Below are 16,774 nucleotides of genomic sequence, written 5' to 3' on the forward strand. Positions count from 1 at the left end.
ATAGCAACCTATGGGTTATTCGACTTCAATACTTTTCACTTTCAGTGAATCGCCTGCATCAACCCGCAGACGATCGCCCTGACATAGTGGACACTGCGCATCATGCTGGGTGATTTCCACAACCTGACTGCAATCCCAGCACCATGCCTGGGCTGGTTTGTAATCAATATGCAACTCACACCCTTGCGCCAGCGTGCCCTGACAGACGATGTCGAAACTGAAACGGACGGCGCTCTCTTCAACGCACGAGAGCGCTCCGATTTCCAGCCAAACGCCGGTTACACGTTTGACACCGTGCTGCACTGCCTGCTGTTGAACAATCTCAACCGCGCTCTGACAAAGGGACAGCTCATGCATTTTCGCAGTTCCGACGACCCAGCAGCAGCGCGCGGCGATTTAGCTGCGGCGCATTCGGATCGCTCACCGGCAGCGATAACAGCATGCGCGCGCAATCGTCAGTCAGACGCACACCTTCTTGCGCCGACATACTGTGCGAAAGCGGCGACATCAGTGAACAGGAAAGGTATTGCGATACGCCCTCCAGTTCACCAACGGTAAAGGTCATCTCGCCATACGGCAGACGCAACCCGATTTTTTCACTGACTTTACGCACCGGCCAGATCTGGTCCGGTCCGGGGAAAATCAGTGCGCTGAGCATCCAGGGTGTGATAACACACCCCGTCCACTGTCCTTCAAACAGCGTAAAATCAGAGACATACACCGGCATGTTCGGATGCAAGAAAGAGAGATCGTGCATCGAACGCCGGGCAACCTCTTCAAACGCTGCCTGAATCTGCGTCTTCGGGGCCGTCTGAAAACCGGCAAACTCCTCAGACATGAGCCGCCTCCCGAGGGATCGCTTCAACGCCTGATTCGCGAAGCGCGGCAAGAACCTGCTCCAGCGCAGGTTCAATCATCGCTTCAACCGTTGGCGTTAGCCCGATATGCGGTTCCAACGATTCCGGAATAACGCCGACTAAGGTCAGCTTTTTCGGAAACTCGCCAGTAAAACGCAGGGCCGACAATACGTCGGCCAGGCCAAGCTGGTGCGGTGAGATTTTGTTGGTAAACAGCGCCGGGATCTCTTCATCCCGCAGGACCATCATCGTTCCTGGCGTGTTTTTCTTCGACACAATGGCGTCAGCAATGATCAGATGATCTCTGTTCGCCATATCGCCGAGAAGCTCCATCCCAGCCGTACCACCATCCAGAACATCAACAAAGTCTGGCAGGATGTACCGTTGCTCTAATGCCTCAACGATACGTACCCCGATGGCTTCGTCGGTCAGCAAAATATTGCCGACCCCTAAGACTAATATCCGCATTACAGAACCTTAACTGAGACCACTTCGTTCCCGTCAACGTCCACCACATGCACCGCACATGACATACAAGGGTCGAAGGAGTGAATGGTACGAACCACTTCCAGCGGTTTGTTTGGATCGGCAATCGGCGTACCTACCAGCGAGCGCTCATACGGTCCCACTTCATCATTAAAGTTACGTGGGCCAGAGTTCCAGGTTGACGGTACAACCGCCTGGTAGTTGCTGATAATGCCGTCTTTAATCACCATCCAGTGAGACAGCATACCGCGTGGCGCTTCGAGGAAACCAACACCTTTGAATTCGCCTGTTGCCGGAATATCCGGTTTCACGAAGGTGGTGTGGTCGCCTTTACCGATGTTCACAATCAGTGCATTGTACTGATCCTGCAGAACGTTCTGCAGTTCACAGCAGTGAACGGTACGGCCAATAATACGGCCCAGCGTAGAGTGCAACTGCGACACTTCGATAGTTTTACCGGTCAGCTTGGTGTAAATCGCGATGATTTCATTCAGCTTGGCATGGGTAGACTCGCGTTTTGCCGCCAGTTTACACAGCATATTGGCCAGCGGACCCACTTCAACCGTTTTACCGTAGAAAGTAGGCGCTTTAACCCAGGAGTATTTGCCGTCGTCTGACCAACTGGTGTAGTCAGGAACCGTTGTGCCTTCCCACGGAGCCTGCGGCGCTTCATCTTTGTACCACGCGTGTTTCGCACTCTCCTGAATCCCTTTGATCAGGTACTCATCGGAGTGAGAGGTGATCGGACGATAGGTCGACAGATCAGCATCGGTGATATAACCGCCCGGGAACAGGAAGCTACCGTTTTTACCATCAGTCGGGAATTCCGGCGCACTCAGGTAGTTAACCGCACCCTGACCACGTTCCAGCCACTCAGGATAGAACGCAGCAATAACCGCGGTATCAACCTTGTACACCTGCTCAACGAAGTCGCTCAGCTTATCGATGAAGGACTTGATGTACATCAGGCGTTCAAGGTTCAGCACGCCGAGGCCGTCAAGGTTAATTGGGTTAGCAACCCCACCTACCGCCAGGTTCTGGATGTGCGGCGTTTTACCGCCCAACAGTGCCACAACGCGGTTGGCATCACGCTGGCATTCCAGCGCTTGCAGGTAGTGTGCGACCGCAATCAGGTTCACTTCCGGCGGAAGCTGCATTGCCGGGTGACCCCAGCAACCGTTAGCAAAAATGCCTAACTGACCGCTGGCAACAAGATCTTTGATCTTGTTCTGAACCTTGGTGAACTCTTCTGCGCTGTTCAGGTGCCAGGAGGACACGCCGTTCAGCATGGCAGACGCTTTCGCTGGGTCAGCTTTCAGGGCAGAGGTGATATCCACCCAGTCCAGCGCAGACAGCTGATAGAAGTGAACAATGTGGTCATGCGTGGTGTGCGCGGCCAGAATGATGTTACGGATATACTGTGCGTTCACCGGAACATCAATATTCAGCGCACTTTCTGCTGCACGAACGGAAGAGATAGCGTGAGTGGTCGTACAAACGCCACAGATACGCTGCACAATCATCCAGGCATCGCGCGGATCGCGGTTTTTCACGATCTCTTCCATGCCGCGCCACATGGTACCGGAAGCCCATGCTTTAGATACCACGCCATTTTCGATTTCGCAGTCGATGCGTAAATGACCCTCAATACGGGTTACCGGATCAATAGTAATTCTCTGGCTCATGCTTTGCTCGCCTCATGACGATTTTGATCGTTTTGTTTTAAAGGAGGAAGTATCGGCAGTAGACGAATGAGTACGATGTATGCACAAATCTCAATAGCCACAAAACCAATAGAAATCAACAACTCTTCCCAGGTCGGGAAGTAGTGGTAGCCACCACCAGGATTGAACGCCACCAGCGAATAGGATAGACGCCATGTTGCACAACCCAGCAATGCGCTCAGCGCAGACAGATACAGCATGCGCGAGTCATTACGCAGCTTAGTGACGCGCAGCACCACCAGTGGGAAGACCATCAGCACGACTTCAAGCCAGAACATCAGGGAGTAAAGATCGCCTGAGAACGCATAGGACAGCTTGTCGCGATAGATCAGTTCGCCAAAGCGCAGAACGACGAAAATAGCCAGCAGCACGCTGATGGTATTCGTCAGCTTGATGAACAAACTTTTCTCGTCCGGACCGTTACCTTTCAGACCGGCTTGTACCAACGAGCCTTCAAAGATGACGATCGAGAAGCCCATAATAAAGGCGGTTAATACCGAGAAAAGCGGCAGCATTTCATAAGCTTGCCATAGCGGATGCACCTTATAACCCGCAGAAATCATCAATGAACCCATTGAAGACTGGTGCATGGTTGGCAGCAGCGCGCCGAGGGCAATAATAAAGAACATCACTTTATTCAAACGTTTGAGGGATACTTTCCACCCCAGACGTTCAAACAGAGCCGGAGCAAATTCCAGCGCCATGATGCCGATATAGATGGTCATACAGACCGCCGTTTCGAACAGTACCGAGTTCACGTTGAAGTGGCCCGGAATGTAGAAATACGGCAGGTTCCAGTAACGACCGACGTCAATGGTGATCGACAGACCACCCAACGAGTAGCCAAACAGGCTCGCCAGCAGCGCCGGACGAACCAACGGATGGTATTGTCCTCTGTTGAAAACGTACACCGCCCACGCCAGCGCCCAACCGCCGCACGCGAAGCCAGTACCAATCAACAGGTCAAACGCGATCCATACACCCCATGGGAAACCGCCGTTCAGATCGGAGACTGAGCCCAGTCCGAAGACCAGACGTTTCACGATCAGGAGCATACACAGGACGATAAGCGGCCCAAAAATAATGACCGGTTTGCTGATTATTTTTCCGCCCAGCGGTTTAGGATCATGACTCATGATCGTCTCCTCCATCGTGATGGTCGTTTTTCGTGTTACGACGAACCAGCACGGTTAAGCCCGCCAGCGCAGCCAGGGGTAATATCATGCCCTTGTACAGGGAATGTTGAACATGTTCGGAACGCGCACCAGTTGAAAGATCATCCAGCTTCGGCAGATCCAAATCCTCGTAAGGAACACCCGTCAGTACCATAACCTGCGTACCACCACCTTCTTTCTCACCGTACAGGTGCGGGTAGTACTTCGGTACCGTATGCAGATAGGTATCGCCTGCTTTCACCGTCTGACGCGGATAGTGGTATTCGCTACCTGGCTTCAGCGCGAGACGTTTTTTCGCCTCAGCCATCAGCTCTTCACGCGTACCAAAAATCACCGCACCGGCAGGGCACACTTCAACACAACCCGGTAAACCACCTTTGTCCAGACGCTCAACGCCTTTCTGGTTACACAGTTCACATTTGTGAAGCGCACCAAACGGGTTGTTGTAATCGTACTTAGGCACGTTGTACGGGCAGGCGACCATGCAGTAACGACAGCCCGTGCAGACATCTTTGTCATAATGGACGATGCCGGTTTTCGGATCTTTCTTCAGCGCGGAGACCGGGCAAACGGAAACGCAGTTCGGATCAACACAGTGCATGCACTGTTTCTTGATGTATGCGTAACCATTTTCTTCCTGGTCTTTGTTAACACCTGTTCCGCTACGCCACACCTGAATGATGTTATTGGTATACGGCGACAGTTTGTCGTTGTTCGACCAGGTTTGCTCGCCTTCCGGGTTACGCGCCGGGAAGTTGATATCCTGACACTTGGTTACACAGGCCTGGCAGCCTACGCACAGCGTCGAGTCATAGAGCATCCCAAGAGAACCTGGGATCGGCGGACGGTTTTCTGCAGCCGCATGGCTGATGGACGGCGCTGCGCCCAACAGCAATGCTCCGCTGGAGGCTGCTTTAATAAAGTTACGTCTGTTCACGGTTATTCTCCCCGTGAGTCAGCGTTATCTTTCTTCTGCTGACGCCCCAGTTCACGAACCGCCATCACGCTGACACCGGCAACCAGTCCTACTACGCCACCCAGCAGTCCAATCGCTCCGGCAGAAACATTGCCGCCTTCTTTCATGTTGACATCAGGTTTCTCGGAACGCGGCGTTTGGTTTTCCACGTGAGCAAGCTGGTGAATACCTTTATGGAAGCCGACGCCTTCTTCGTTACAGCCGTAGCAAGGGTGACCGATAGCCACCGGCCACACACCACCCACATCGCAGAATTGCAGCGTTGAGCAGTTGCCGTAGGTTTCTGGTCCTTTACAGCCCAGATGGTAGAGGCACCAACCTTCACGGTGGCCTTCATCACCAAACTCTTTAGCAAAACGACCAGCATCGAAGTGCGGGCGACGTTCGCAGTGTTCGTGAATCAAACGGCCATAGGCGAATGTCGGACGGTTTTTGGTATCCAGCTTCGGCGGCTTACCATAAGTGATGATATGCGCGACCGTTGCGAGGAAGTTATGCGGGTTCGGCGGACAGCCGGGGATGTTGATGATGGTTTTGCCTGGCAGAACTTCTTGCAGGCCGACTGCACCCGTTGGGTTAACGCCAGCGGCAGCAACACCACCCCACGCGGCGCAAGAGCCGATGGCAATGATAGCGGCTGCGCCTTCTGCGGCCCGGCGGATGTGATCCACGATCGGCTCACCGGCAACCATGCAGTAAATACCATTATCTTTCAGTGGGATAGAACCATCTACTACCAGAACATATTGCCCTTTGTACTTCTCCAGAGCGTTATGTTTGTTCTCTTCGACCTGATGGCCGAAGGCGGCAGAGAGCACCTCATGGTATTCCAGAGAGATTGTCTCCAGAACGAGGTTTTCCACTGTAGGGTGTGTCGCGCGAAGCAGCGATTCAGTACAACCCGTACACTCCTGAGCACCAATCCAGATAACCGGTGGGCGCTGAGGACGAGAAACTGATTCGGCCATTTCTGCGGCGGCTTTGCTACTGAGCCCCATGGTAGCGGCCAGTGCTGCACAAAGCTTCATGAAATCACGGCGATTAATGCCGCTCGAATTGATGAGAGAGTTATCTCCAGTCATTTTATAGTTATTCCGTTGCGAAGACCTGGCTTTTATTTTGCACCATTCGCATGTTGCATATTGCGATCGGCGCGCCATTACCACACTTTTTATATGGTTATGTGCATTATAATACTTCGGCGGAGCAACAAAACGAAGGCGTAGGTCAATAGTGTAATTAATTAAAGCAAGATAATACCCCTTTCGGATCAAGCTTCGAGTCGATAGCCGGCCATGAAAAACCGAATTGTTGTACTGGACTGGTTCTCTTTAAAGAAATCCATCACCATCTCTTTATCCAGCCCATAACGGCGCGTCAGGATCCCCGCTTCCCACGCGCTGAGCTGTCGATCACCCGTTTTTTCAAACATTCGATGTGAAAATCCCAGCACAAAACCACGCTTATAATCCGCACAAAAATTCGCCACTGAGCGTGCACTGTCCGCACTTGAGGCGTTTAATCCGGCCATCAGACCTTTACCAAAATGGTTGTCCATGCATAACCTCCAATCGCTATATAATAAATTATATAGCGATTTTTTAAGCAAAGACCAGAGGTATCACGAACTTTTTATAACGGCTTAAAAGGACACCCACTCATCCGTTTTAGCGGCCGCAGACGTTTTGCTGTCTGCTGAAGAGGAAGTGGTTTGGCTGGCTGCGTATTGCACATCATTAGCGGAAAGGCGGAACTGTTGCACCGAGCGTTGCAGCTCCTCTGTTTGTCGTTCCAACGCCACTGCCGCGGCGGAAACTTGCTCTACCAGCGCAGCATTCTGTTGCGTTACGCTGTCCATCTGCGTGATCGCCACGCTCACCTGCGAGATACCCTTATTCTGTTCTTCCGAGGCAGAGGCAATTTGCTTCATGATGACAGTCACTTCGGTGGCGCCGCGCAGAATCGCCTCCATGGTTAATCCTGTTTCTTTAACCAGACGAGCGCCCTGATCAACACGACGCGATGACTCGCCAATCAGCGTCTCAATCTCTTTCGCCGCCCCGGCGCTGCGACTGGCAAGGTTGCGTACTTCACCGGCGACGACGGCAAAACCGCGCCCCTGCTCGCCTGCCCTGGCTGCTTCAACCGCCGCGTTCAGCGCCAGAATGTTGGTCTGGAAAGCAATGCTATTAATAACTGACGTGATTTCCGCGATCTGTTTAGAGCTGGCGGCAATGCCGTCCATCGTCTCTACCACTTCTGAAACCAGCGTGCTCCCTTTGCCTGCCGTTTCTGTGGCCGTATCGGCAAGCAGGCTGGCTTCACGCGCATTTTCTGCGTTCAGTTTTACCGTTGCGGTCAGTTGCTCCATGCTGGCAGCGGTCTCTTCCAGTGCCGCAGCCTGCTCTTCAGTACGTGAGGAGAGATCGTTATTCCCGGTGGAAATTTCCGTCGCCCCTCGCCAGATGTTGTCACTACCTGAACGGATGGTACTGACGGCTTCACGCAGGCTATCCTGCATCGCGCACAATAACGGCACCAGTTGACCCACACAGTTACGACCAAAATCTTCGATGGGATGGCTAAGATCGCCCTGCGCAATCTGCTGGAACTGTTGGCGAATACGTCCCAGCGGTTTCACCATCATGGAAACAAGGTAGCGGTCGGTAAAGAAAAGGAGGGCAATCCCAAGGATCACGGCGGTGATAATTAGCGTCCGGATGATAGAGGTTTTGCCATCGACCATCACGCGGGTGGTATCGAGTCGCTCACCTGCCGTGGCGTTAAAACGCTCGGCACTGGCGCCAAATTCACGGCTCAACGCGGGTGTAATAGTGCTGGCATGCTCCGCAAAGGCCGTAAGCGTGCCCTGCTGCGCCAGTTGCATTTGCGGGATCACGCCGTTGTCCAGCAGCGCCTGCCACTTCGTCAGTACTGCGTTAGCGATGTCAGGATCCATTGGTCCCGGAGACAACGTTTTCATCTCCTGGAGTTTTTTGCTCATATTCTCCAGGGACTGTTGCGCTGGCGCAAAATCAGGCGTTCCGCCACTCATTTTGACATCCATGGCGCGACTTAAGCGCGTTACGAAGCGAAAGTACTGATCGTTACCCTGACTGAGAACCGTCATCTGATGGACAAGATGACGGTCAATATCATTGCCTTCAGATATTTTTGATAACGAATGAAGACTGAATAAACCCACGCCCGACCAGAGCAGGCAAAAAAGTCCCAGTATTGCCAACATGACAATACGAATAGTGAAGTTTTTCAGCAAACGCATAATAATTTCCTTGCCGTTGATGAGGAATTCGCCATCAGGCGATACTTATCCTTGTTATCGGCAGGCAGTAGAGAAGATATAATGCGTTCTTTATTTTTTTACTTTCTTAAGTACATCCACTATCTCTCCACACTATATCAATATGAATGCTAATGAAATTAGGTAGCATTATTATTCAGGTAATTAGTTATAAGCATTAAATAATCTATTGTTTTCTATCGCAAATATTTGTTAAACCACGCAAGAGTACGTTCCCAGGCTAAATCAGCGGCAGCTTTATCATAACGGGGGGTCGAATCGTTGTGAAAGCCATGATTAACACCGGGATAGATATAGGCTTCATAGACTTTCTTATTGGCCTTAAGCGCCGCTTCATAGGCAGGCCATCCCTCATTAATACGTGTGTCTAATTGCGCATAGTGCAGTAATAAAGGCGCGTTTATTTTAGGGACATCTGATGTAGGAACCTGCAGCCCATAAAAAGGCACCGCGCAGGCCAGTTCAGGGAAAGCCACAGCAGCGGCATTCGACACACCACCACCGTAGCAAAATCCGGTAATACCTACCTTTCCCGTCGCCCCTGAATAATGTTGCATAAATTCAATGGCGGCAAAAAAATCATTCATCAACTTTACGGGATCAACCTGCTGCTGCAATTCCCGACCTTTATCATCATTGCCAGGATATCCTCCTACCGAACTTAATCCATCCGGTGCAAGTGCCATAAAGCCCGCCTTCGCCACCCGTCTCGCCACATCTTCAATATACGGATTCAGCCCACGATTCTCATGCACTACCACCACCGCCGGAACTTTCCCTGTCACCTTCGCAGGTTTAACTAAATACCCCCGCACATCACCATGCCCTTCAGGCGAAGGATAGGTAATATATTCCGCCAGAATATCGGGATCGGTAAATTCTACCTGCGTTGCGAGGGCATAGTTGGGTTTCAATAAATTGAATAAGGCCAACGCCGTCATGCCACCCACTGCATATTTCGCTGCCAGATTGAGAAACTCGCGTTTCGTTATTTTGCCATGCGCGTAATAGTCATAGTAGTCGAGCAGTTCTTGCGGAAAATCTTTGGCAGTCAAACGCGGCATCGTCGCACTCCTGATTGATGTTTTTTTAAGCAAAGCACAGTGACCTGTTTTTGCCCAGTTTTTCATCTCAGTGTGACCTGGTGAACGGGATATTCACCGTGAACCCGCTAGAATAGAAACGTTGTTTCGAAATTCACCTGCACTAAGGAGATCTCATGGCCTGGTTTGCCAATCCTGAACGTTACGAGCAGATGCTCTATCGCTACTGTGGGCGCAGCGGTTTGCGTTTACCCGCGCTATCGCTGGGTTTATGGCACAGTTTTGGGCACGTTCAGGCGCTGGATTCACAGCGCGCCCTGTTGCGTAAAGCATTTGATTTAGGCATCACGCATTTTGATTTAGCCAATAACTATGGGCCGCCACCAGGCAGCGCAGAAGAGAATTTTGGCCGATTACTGCGCGAGGATTTTGCACACTATCGCGATGAACTGATTATCTCCACCAAGGCAGGCTATGACATGTGGCCTGGGCCATACGGTTCTGGCGGTTCGCGCAAATACCTGCTCGCCAGCCTCGACCAGAGTCTGAAACGCATGGGTCTCGACTATGTCGATATCTTCTACTCTCACCGCGTTGACGAAAATACGCCAATGGAAGAGACCGCCTCGGCGCTGGCCCACGCCGTGCAAAGCGGTAAAGCGCTGTATGTCGGCATCTCATCCTATTCTCCGGAACGTACGCAGAAAATGGCCGAGTTGATGCGGGAATGGAAAATTCCATTGCTGATCCATCAGCCGTCTTACAACCTGCTTAACCGCTGGGTAGACAGCAGCGGCCTGCTGGATACGCTGGAATCCAACGGCATGGGCTGCATCGCATTTACGCCGCTGGCTCAGGGACTGCTGACGGGGAAATACCTCAACGGTATTCCGGAAGGTTCACGCATGCAGCGTGAAGGGAAAAAGGTTCGTGGGTTAACGGAAAACATGCTGACGGAAGAAAACCTTACCAGCCTGCGTTTGCTTAATGAGATGGCGCAACAGCGTGGACAGTCGATGGCACAAATGGCCTTAAGCTGGCTGCTAAAAGACAACAGGGTAACGTCGGTATTGATTGGCGCCAGTCGACCGGAGCAACTGGAAGAAAACGTTCAGGCGCTGGCGAATCTGACGTTCAGCGCCGAAGAACTGGCGCAGATCGATAAGCACGTCGCGGACGGTAAGCTGAACCTGTGGCAGGCCTCATCTGACAAATAGCCGTAGGTAACACCGTGCCGGGTAGCAACGTTATTCTTCCCGGCACGTAATACGGGCCAGCCAGTCCCTCACACCTCTTCTGCTTTGATTTCTGGGCGCTGATATTCCGGCCACACCAGCGCGACAAGTGCAGGGTAGGCTTCCAGGCTGAACTCCCTGAAGCACTGACGTAAGTTAAGCACGTCCAGATCGGCATGCGGGACTTTCTCGCCACTCAGACAGCGTTTTTTAATATTGTCGTAATATTTATACACTGCAGAGTTGAGATCGCTGCAACGCCGCTGTGCATCAAATAGCCCTGGCGTCTCATTCAGCTCCACCATTGTCATCCGTTTGATCGTCGAGTGGATAAAATCGATATATTCGTGATTGACGCGCCAATACCAAACCGGAGTAATCGAATTCATCAGTACCGAGAAATGATCTTCACCCTCTTCTTTACTCAGTATTTCCGGCTGGTTTTCAGCGTATCCATTTTCTGCATTACGGTTTTTATTTGCACTGCGCATCAACAAAAGTACCCCGCAGGTCAGCAATAGCAGGGTAATAACAGAATAAAATATACTGTTCATATACTGGCTCCATTTTTTTTGATTTTAAAATTACGCCATGCTATTGTCAACGCGGCATGGTTTATTTAAAACAACATATCATTGGCATCAAAGGATATTTCAACATGCTTCCCGAGCATCTTGTTCCCTCGCGTTTTCACTTATCCAGCTCACCTGACAATACCACCTCCACAGATAATAGTGAAAATTTGACTCAGGGGAAGATAACATTAAGCGATTACGAATCCGATATTTTGATTAGCTCTGCTGCTACCGGCCAGTCACGAAATATGCTATTTGAAGAGTGCGACCGTCATTTAAAAGAGCGTCTATTTCGTGCAGCAAAAATTGAGTCATTCTCTCGTCTACTCAATTCACTACAGGCAGAAGGCGACATTAATGCACAAGAATTAAGTAAAATTTTGACTCAAAAAACAGCCATCATAAATGAACAGGGCAACAAAATTTGGCTTAATTTAATTACCCGTGAAACCAGCGACCCTATTTTTTATTCTCTGGAAGAGAAATAAAATGAAAGATGTTGAGGATAATAATGTTTATTTGGCTTTAGATAACCATAAAAGCGATGAGTTTGTCTTAAAGCAAAATTTAGCCGTGTTGATTGCCAATAAAACCGCGACGCTGGAAAGCGTTGCTCAGGAGATAGTCTCTATTCCCGCTGCACTGGTGCGGATGAAATGGCAAAATCGCCGTGAAATTTACTCGCTACAGGCTAAAGAAGAGATCTACGGTGCCGCGATCGAAGCCATTATGGAGCAGCAACCAGAACTGCGGGACAAAATCATGGTCCGACTGGAAAGCACCTACCAGCATATACTCGCGCGGGAAACGGCCACCTTACGCCTGACGCGAAAGCTGTCTGAAGGGAAGTACGAACCCACCAGGATAACCACGGTCGCGTTAGATGAGAACAGATAAGAACAAGTGTGCGAGGGAGTTGAATCAGGAGAGACACGCCGGGTAAGGCGGCAACCATTACCCGGCAATGAGGAAGATTACTTCGCTTTCACTGTCTCTTCGCCAACCAGACCAATCTTCAGGAAGCCCGCCTGATGCAGCGTATCCATCACCTTCATCATGGTCTCATAATCAACGGTTTTATCTGCCCGGAAGAAAATCGTGGTGTCTTTCTTCCCTTCAGTTAGCGCATTTAGCTCGTTAATCATGGTTTCATCCGTCACCTGATTGTTGCCAATGAACATACTCTTATCGGCTTTAACTGACAGGTAAACCGGTTTTTCCGGACGCGGCTGCGGCGTGCTGGTGGAGGCAGGGAGATTCACCTTCACATCTACGGTTGCCAACGGCGCGGCAACCATAAAGATGATCAATAAAACCAACATAACGTCGATAAACGGCGTCACGTTGATTTCATGCATTTCACCGTTATCGTCCAGGTTTTCATTAAAGCTCATTGCCATGGAACATTATCCTACACGTAATTTCTGCGCTGCACGTACCGGATGCGCGGATGCGCTTGCATTCAGGTCCAGATCGCGACTTTGCAGCAACAGCACCTGTGCCGCGACGTCGCCCAGCATCGCTTTATAGCTGCCAATCTGACGTGCGAAAATGTTGTAGATAACAACAGCTGGAATTGCTGCGACCAGACCGATTGCGGTCGCTAACAGCGCTTCTGCGATACCCGGCGCAACAACGGCGAGGTTGGTCGTTTGGGTTTGTGCAATCCCGATGAAGCTATTCATGATGCCCCATACGGTACCGAACAGACCGACGAATGGAGAGATAGCCCCGATGGTGGCCAGGTATCCGTTACCGCGGCCCATATGACGACCTACCGCCGCCACACGACGCTCCAGACGGAAGCCAGTACGCTCTTTAATGCCTTCGTTATCGTCGCTGCCTTCTGACAGTTCCAGCTCGTTCTGCGCTTCATTAATCAACTGTGCGCCCAGGCTTTTGCCATCGAATCCTGCGGCAATTTCACTTGCCTGATCTAAAGAGCGGGCTTCCGCCAGCAGTTGCTGTTCACGCTTAAGGCGGCGTTTCTGAGTAAAGAACTCAAGGCTCTTACTAAAGAAGATAGCCCAGGTGACCACTGACGCCAAAATCAGCCCAATCATCACGCACTTAACCACGATATCGGCGTGCTGATACATACCCCAGACGGAAAGATCCGTCTGCATCAAATTATTACCCACTCTGTATCTCCAGGACGCAAATCACAAAATCTGAGCGTAATCATATCAAAACGACGTCGAATTGATAGTCGTTCTCATTACTATTTACATATTGCCGCACCTTTGGTTTCTTTTCCTTGCGCTTACGCAGTAAAAAAGTCACCAGAAGCATTTTGAGATTATTTTCTACTGTATGACCGTTCTGCAGGATGCGTCATCTTTGATTCATGGTAGTTTAGACATCCAGACGTATAAAAACAGGTAAGACAACATGGCAGATAAGCAACTTGAAACCAAACTCGTTCACGCAGGACGCAGTAAAAAGTACACGCTGGGCTCGGTAAATAGCGTGATCCAGCGCGCTTCTTCGCTGGTTTTTGACACCGTAGAGGCTAAAAAACAGGCCACGCACAACCGGGCGAACGGTGCGCTTTTCTATGGGCGTCGCGGAACCCTGACGCATTTCTCTCTTCAGGAAGCGATGTGCGAACTGGAAGGTGGTGCGGGTTGCGCGCTGTTCCCCTGCGGTGCGGCGGCCGTTGCCAACACCATCCTTGCCTTTGTGGAGCAAGGGGATCATGTGCTGATGACCAACACAGCCTATGAACCCAGTCAGGATTTCTGTACCAAAATTCTCGGCAAGCTCGGCGTGTCCACCGGCTGGTTCGATCCGCTGGTTGGCGCCGATATCGTTAAGCACATACAGCCGAACACGAAAGTCGTATTTCTGGAATCTCCCGGCTCTGTCACTATGGAAGTGCATGATGTTCCAGCTATTGTTGCCGCCGTCAGAAGCGTCGCGCCGGATGCAATCATCATGATTGATAACACCTGGGCTGCCGGGGTGCTGTTCAAAGCGTTGGATTTTGGCATTGATATCTCTATTCAGGCAGGCACCAAATATCTGATTGGTCATTCTGACGGCATGGTCGGCACGGCGGTATCTAATGCCCGCTGCTGGGATCAACTGCGCGAAAATGCCTATCTGATGGGGCAAATGCTGGACGCCGATACCGCCTACATGACCAGCCGTGGACTGCGTACGCTGAGCGTTCGCCTGCGTCAGCACCATGAAAGCAGCTTAAAGGTCGCCGAGTGGCTGGCCAGCCATCCGCAGGTCGCCCGCGTGAACCACCCGGCACTGCCCGGCAGTAAAGGGCATGAATTCTGGAAGCGTGATTTTACCGGCAGCAGCGGCCTGTTCTCCTTTGTATTGAATAAGAAGCTCAATAATGAGGAGCTTGCTGCGTATCTGGATCACTTCAGCCTGTTCAGTATGGCCTACTCCTGGGGCGGTTTTGAGTCGCTGATTCTCGCCAACCAGCCGGAACACATTGCGGCAATCCGTCCGCAAGGCGAGGTGGATTTCAGCGGAACGCTCATCCGTTTACATATCGGTTTAGAGAATGTTGACGATCTGATTGCCGATTTGGCCGCAGGATTTGCCCGAATCGAGTAAAATTGCCACAGATGGACATATATGCAGACACTTCTGGTGGAAAAGTCTGCAATTGTTGCGTCCGGGATCAAGGCATCCCGGGCAATTCAGGAGTACAATCCACACATAAACGCTGTTCCACAGGAAAGTCCATGGTAGTCATTCAAGATATTGTCTCCGCGCTCTGGCAACACGATTTTGCCGCACTGGCGGATCCGCACGTGGTGAGCGTGGTGTACTTCGTCATGTTCGCCACGCTGTTTTTAGAAAATGGCCTGCTGCCCGCCTCCTTTTTACCCGGAGACAGCCTATTATTACTGGCAGGAGCGCTGATCGCTCAGGACGTGATGAGTTTTTTACCTACCATAGCTATTCTGACGGCCGCAGCCAGTCTGGGCTGCTGGCTGAGTTATATTCAGGGACGCTGGCTAGGCAACACGCGCACGGTGAAAGGCTGGCTGGCGCAATTACCGGAAAAATACCATCAGCGCGCCACCTGCATGTTTGATCAACACGGCCTGATGGCGCTGCTGGCAGGGCGTTTCCTGGCGTTCGTTCGCACCTTGCTGCCAACGATGGCTGGCATTTCAGGGCTTCCTAACCGTCGGTTCCAGTTTTTTAACTGGCTGAGTGGCCTGCTGTGGGTCACCGTCGTCACCAGTTTCGGCTATGCGCTGAGCATGATCCCGTTCGTTAAACGCCATGAAGATCAGGTGATGACCTTTCTAATGATCCTGCCGATTGCCCTGTTAACCGCAGGATTGTTGGGAACATTGTTCGTGGTGATTAAAAAAAAATACTGTAGCGCCTGAGTATTATCCGTAGCCGGGGTAATTCCCGGCATTATGCCTGATGGCGCGCGGTTTTAAGGCCTACAAGAAATCAACTCCCCTGCATCATACGAATTCTTGCCGCATCTTCCCCCGGCGTTACGCCAAAGAAACGTTTGAACTCCCGACTGAATTGCGATGCGCTCTCATAGCCGACGCGCATGGCAGCCGCACTGGCCTTCATCCCATCGTGAACCATCATCATCCGTGCTTTATGCAGGCGATAGCTCTTAAGATATTGCAGCGGCGACGTGCTGGTCACCGCTTTAAAATTATGATGAAACGCCGACACGCTCATGTTCGCCTCTGCCGCCAGCTGTTCTACATTGAGGTTTTCGGTGTATTTGGTTTCAATCCGCTTCAGTACCCGGCTTATCAAACTGAAATGCGTCTGGCGACTGACCAGCGCAAGTAACGCGCCGCCGCGCGGTCCGGTCAGCACATGGTAGAGGATCTCGCGAATAATCTGTTTCCCCAGAATACGCGCATCCAGCGGTCGCTCCATCACATCCAGCAGGCGCTCAGCAGCGCAGAGAATTTCGTCAGAGAGCGTTGCAGAGTTAATCCCGCTGGCCGCCATGGCGGGCTGGAACAGCTCGTCTTCCCCAATGTCCATCAGCAGCTCCTGCAATTGCAGGATATCGACATTCAGATAAATACCGGCCAGAGGAACCTCCGGCGTCGCATAGGTTTCACATTCAAAGGGTAAAGGTACGGTTAGCAGCAGGTATTCGTTGGCGTCATAGCGAAATATGCGCTCATTGATGTAACCAATTTTATGTCCCGAAAAGAGAAATATGATGCCTGGCTGATACATGACCGGTGTACGCGCCGCCGGCTCCGTACCGTGTAGCAGGCGGACATCTGGCAGCAGTTCGTTAAGTCTATTTTCATTGCTTTTCAGCTGCTTAATTTTATCTGTCAGCAGAAGACAGATCTCATCACGGTTCATGGGGCACCATTTCATCATCGGTTTTCGACCCTGACATAATG

General features: G+C 51.3%; 19 protein-coding genes. 5 read left to right on the top strand and 14 right to left on the bottom strand.

What is annotated here, in order from left to right; translation table 11 throughout:
• Nucleotides 1–15: 15 nt before the first annotated feature.
• From hypA to yghX, 10 genes are all read right to left on the bottom strand, one after another.
• Nucleotides 16–357 (bottom strand): hydrogenase maturation nickel metallochaperone HypA, encoded by a 342-nt coding sequence (hypA, locus tag OGX97_RS20025; protein WP_279850809.1) that lies wholly within the window; start codon nucleotides 355–357, stop codon nucleotides 16–18.
• Entirely contained in the window at nucleotides 350–838 is a 489-nt protein-coding gene (gene hybE, locus OGX97_RS20030) for a hydrogenase-2 assembly chaperone (protein ID WP_279850808.1), read from the bottom strand. The genes hypA and hybE overlap by 8 nt, the downstream gene beginning before the upstream one ends.
• A complete protein-coding gene (locus OGX97_RS20035) occupies nucleotides 831–1,325 on the bottom strand; it encodes a HyaD/HybD family hydrogenase maturation endopeptidase (RefSeq protein ID WP_032944999.1) in 495 nt (164 codons plus the stop codon). Before OGX97_RS20035 ends, hybE begins: the two co-directional genes overlap by 8 nt.
• Complete coding sequence (gene hybC, locus OGX97_RS20040; RefSeq protein WP_279850807.1) at nucleotides 1,325–3,028, bottom strand: hydrogenase 2 large subunit; 1,704 nt, start codon at nucleotides 3,026–3,028, stop codon at nucleotides 1,325–1,327. The genes OGX97_RS20035 and hybC overlap by 1 nt, the downstream gene beginning before the upstream one ends.
• A complete protein-coding gene (gene hybB, locus OGX97_RS20045; RefSeq protein ID WP_003828354.1) occupies nucleotides 3,025–4,203 on the bottom strand; it encodes a Ni/Fe-hydrogenase cytochrome b subunit in 1,179 nt (392 codons plus the stop codon). Before hybB ends, hybC begins: the two co-directional genes overlap by 4 nt.
• Nucleotides 4,193–5,179 (bottom strand): hydrogenase 2 operon protein HybA, encoded by a 987-nt coding sequence (hybA, locus tag OGX97_RS20050; protein ID WP_003828357.1) that lies wholly within the window; start codon nucleotides 5,177–5,179, stop codon nucleotides 4,193–4,195. The genes hybB and hybA overlap by 11 nt, the downstream gene beginning before the upstream one ends.
• A gap of 2 nt (nucleotides 5,180–5,181) precedes the next feature.
• Nucleotides 5,182–6,300: a hydrogenase 2 small subunit gene (hybO, locus tag OGX97_RS20055; protein ID WP_003024486.1), complete on the bottom strand. Its 1,119-nt coding sequence runs from the start codon at nucleotides 6,298–6,300 to the stop codon at nucleotides 5,182–5,184.
• 188 nt (nucleotides 6,301–6,488) lie between these two features.
• The gene (locus OGX97_RS20060; RefSeq protein WP_003024490.1) at nucleotides 6,489–6,776 is read right to left on the bottom strand and encodes a DUF2623 family protein; all 288 of its coding nucleotides are present in this window, start codon (nucleotides 6,774–6,776) and stop codon (nucleotides 6,489–6,491) included.
• Nucleotides 6,777–6,860: 84 nt separating this feature from the next.
• Entirely contained in the window at nucleotides 6,861–8,501 is a 1,641-nt protein-coding gene (locus OGX97_RS20065; RefSeq protein ID WP_279850806.1) for a methyl-accepting chemotaxis protein, read from the bottom strand.
• 215 nt (nucleotides 8,502–8,716) lie between these two features.
• Nucleotides 8,717–9,604: a YghX family hydrolase gene (gene yghX, locus OGX97_RS20070; RefSeq protein ID WP_279850845.1), complete on the bottom strand. Its 888-nt coding sequence runs from the start codon at nucleotides 9,602–9,604 to the stop codon at nucleotides 8,717–8,719.
• A gap of 155 nt (nucleotides 9,605–9,759) precedes the next feature.
• Here yghX and OGX97_RS20075 point away from each other — a divergent pair, with 155 nt between their 5' ends.
• Nucleotides 9,760–10,800: an aldo/keto reductase gene (locus OGX97_RS20075; protein ID WP_032945003.1), complete on the top strand. Its 1,041-nt coding sequence runs from the start codon at nucleotides 9,760–9,762 to the stop codon at nucleotides 10,798–10,800.
• Nucleotides 10,801–10,868: 68 nt separating this feature from the next.
• Here the strand turns inward: OGX97_RS20075 and OGX97_RS20080 are convergent, their stop codons facing one another.
• Complete coding sequence (locus OGX97_RS20080; RefSeq protein WP_008785809.1) at nucleotides 10,869–11,372, bottom strand: ESA_00282 family adhesion-associated protein; 504 nt, start codon at nucleotides 11,370–11,372, stop codon at nucleotides 10,869–10,871.
• A gap of 104 nt (nucleotides 11,373–11,476) precedes the next feature.
• On the opposite strand from OGX97_RS20080, the gene OGX97_RS20085 reads away from it, so the two are divergent.
• Both OGX97_RS20085 and OGX97_RS20090 read left to right on the top strand, forming a co-directional pair.
• Nucleotides 11,477–11,881, top strand: coding sequence for a hypothetical protein (locus OGX97_RS20085; RefSeq protein ID WP_008785810.1), 405 nt, complete (start codon nucleotides 11,477–11,479; stop codon nucleotides 11,879–11,881).
• A 1-nt stretch (nucleotide 11,882) separates the two neighbouring features.
• The gene (locus tag OGX97_RS20090; protein ID WP_279850805.1) at nucleotides 11,883–12,290 is read left to right on the top strand and encodes a cytoplasmic protein; all 408 of its coding nucleotides are present in this window, start codon (nucleotides 11,883–11,885) and stop codon (nucleotides 12,288–12,290) included.
• Between the two features lie 77 nt (nucleotides 12,291–12,367).
• On the opposite strand, the gene exbD is transcribed toward OGX97_RS20090, so the two are convergent.
• Both exbD and exbB read right to left on the bottom strand, forming a co-directional pair.
• Complete coding sequence (gene exbD / locus OGX97_RS20095) at nucleotides 12,368–12,793, bottom strand: TonB system transport protein ExbD (RefSeq protein WP_003828370.1); 426 nt, start codon at nucleotides 12,791–12,793, stop codon at nucleotides 12,368–12,370.
• Nucleotides 12,794–12,799: 6 nt separating this feature from the next.
• Nucleotides 12,800–13,534, bottom strand: coding sequence for a tol-pal system-associated acyl-CoA thioesterase (gene exbB, locus OGX97_RS20100; protein WP_003024507.1), 735 nt, complete (start codon nucleotides 13,532–13,534; stop codon nucleotides 12,800–12,802).
• 250 nt (nucleotides 13,535–13,784) lie between these two features.
• Between exbB and metC the strand changes: the two genes are divergently transcribed.
• Both metC and yghB read left to right on the top strand, forming a co-directional pair.
• Nucleotides 13,785–14,972, top strand: coding sequence for a cystathionine beta-lyase (metC, locus tag OGX97_RS20105; protein WP_032945009.1), 1,188 nt, complete (start codon nucleotides 13,785–13,787; stop codon nucleotides 14,970–14,972).
• A 131-nt stretch (nucleotides 14,973–15,103) separates the two neighbouring features.
• Complete coding sequence (gene yghB, locus OGX97_RS20110) at nucleotides 15,104–15,763, top strand: DedA family general envelope maintenance protein YghB (RefSeq protein WP_003024510.1); 660 nt, start codon at nucleotides 15,104–15,106, stop codon at nucleotides 15,761–15,763.
• Nucleotides 15,764–15,833: 70 nt separating this feature from the next.
• On the opposite strand, the gene OGX97_RS20115 is transcribed toward yghB, so the two are convergent.
• A complete protein-coding gene (locus tag OGX97_RS20115) occupies nucleotides 15,834–16,733 on the bottom strand; it encodes an AraC family transcriptional regulator (protein ID WP_032941737.1) in 900 nt (299 codons plus the stop codon).
• Nucleotides 16,734–16,774 lie beyond the last annotated feature (41 nt).

Origin of the sequence: Citrobacter sp. Cpo061, assembly GCF_030332845.1 — a bacterium.
GTDB lineage: Bacteria > Pseudomonadota > Gammaproteobacteria > Enterobacterales > Enterobacteriaceae > Citrobacter > Citrobacter portucalensis.

Excerpts from the sequence above, each read along its gene's own strand:
- hypA (WP_279850809.1), bottom strand. The coding sequence starts at position 357 with ATGCATGAGCTGTCCCTTTGTCAGAGCGCGGTTGAGATTGTTCAACAG.
- hybE (WP_279850808.1), bottom strand. The coding sequence starts at position 838 with ATGTCTGAGGAGTTTGCCGGTTTTCAGACGGCCCCGAAGACGCAGATT.
- OGX97_RS20035 (WP_032944999.1), bottom strand. The coding sequence starts at position 1,325 with ATGCGGATATTAGTCTTAGGGGTCGGCAATATTTTGCTGACCGACGAA.
- hybC (WP_279850807.1), bottom strand. The coding sequence starts at position 3,028 with ATGAGCCAGAGAATTACTATTGATCCGGTAACCCGTATTGAGGGTCAT.
- hybB (WP_003828354.1), bottom strand. The coding sequence starts at position 4,203 with ATGAGTCATGATCCTAAACCGCTGGGCGGAAAAATAATCAGCAAACCG.
- hybO (WP_003024486.1), bottom strand. The coding sequence starts at position 6,300 with ATGACTGGAGATAACTCTCTCATCAATTCGAGCGGCATTAATCGCCGT.
- OGX97_RS20060 (WP_003024490.1), bottom strand. The coding sequence starts at position 6,776 with ATGGACAACCATTTTGGTAAAGGTCTGATGGCCGGATTAAACGCCTCA.
- OGX97_RS20065 (WP_279850806.1), bottom strand. The coding sequence starts at position 8,501 with ATGCGTTTGCTGAAAAACTTCACTATTCGTATTGTCATGTTGGCAATA.
- yghX (WP_279850845.1), bottom strand. The coding sequence starts at position 9,604 with ATGCCGCGTTTGACTGCCAAAGATTTTCCGCAAGAACTGCTCGACTAC.
- OGX97_RS20075 (WP_032945003.1), top strand. The coding sequence starts at position 9,760 with ATGGCCTGGTTTGCCAATCCTGAACGTTACGAGCAGATGCTCTATCGC.
- OGX97_RS20080 (WP_008785809.1), bottom strand. The coding sequence starts at position 11,372 with ATGAACAGTATATTTTATTCTGTTATTACCCTGCTATTGCTGACCTGC.
- OGX97_RS20085 (WP_008785810.1), top strand. The coding sequence starts at position 11,477 with ATGCTTCCCGAGCATCTTGTTCCCTCGCGTTTTCACTTATCCAGCTCA.
- OGX97_RS20090 (WP_279850805.1), top strand. The coding sequence starts at position 11,883 with ATGAAAGATGTTGAGGATAATAATGTTTATTTGGCTTTAGATAACCAT.
- exbD (WP_003828370.1), bottom strand. The coding sequence starts at position 12,793 with ATGGCAATGAGCTTTAATGAAAACCTGGACGATAACGGTGAAATGCAT.
- metC (WP_032945009.1), top strand. The coding sequence starts at position 13,785 with ATGGCAGATAAGCAACTTGAAACCAAACTCGTTCACGCAGGACGCAGT.
- yghB (WP_003024510.1), top strand. The coding sequence starts at position 15,104 with ATGGTAGTCATTCAAGATATTGTCTCCGCGCTCTGGCAACACGATTTT.
- OGX97_RS20115 (WP_032941737.1), bottom strand. The coding sequence starts at position 16,733 with ATGAACCGTGATGAGATCTGTCTTCTGCTGACAGATAAAATTAAGCAG.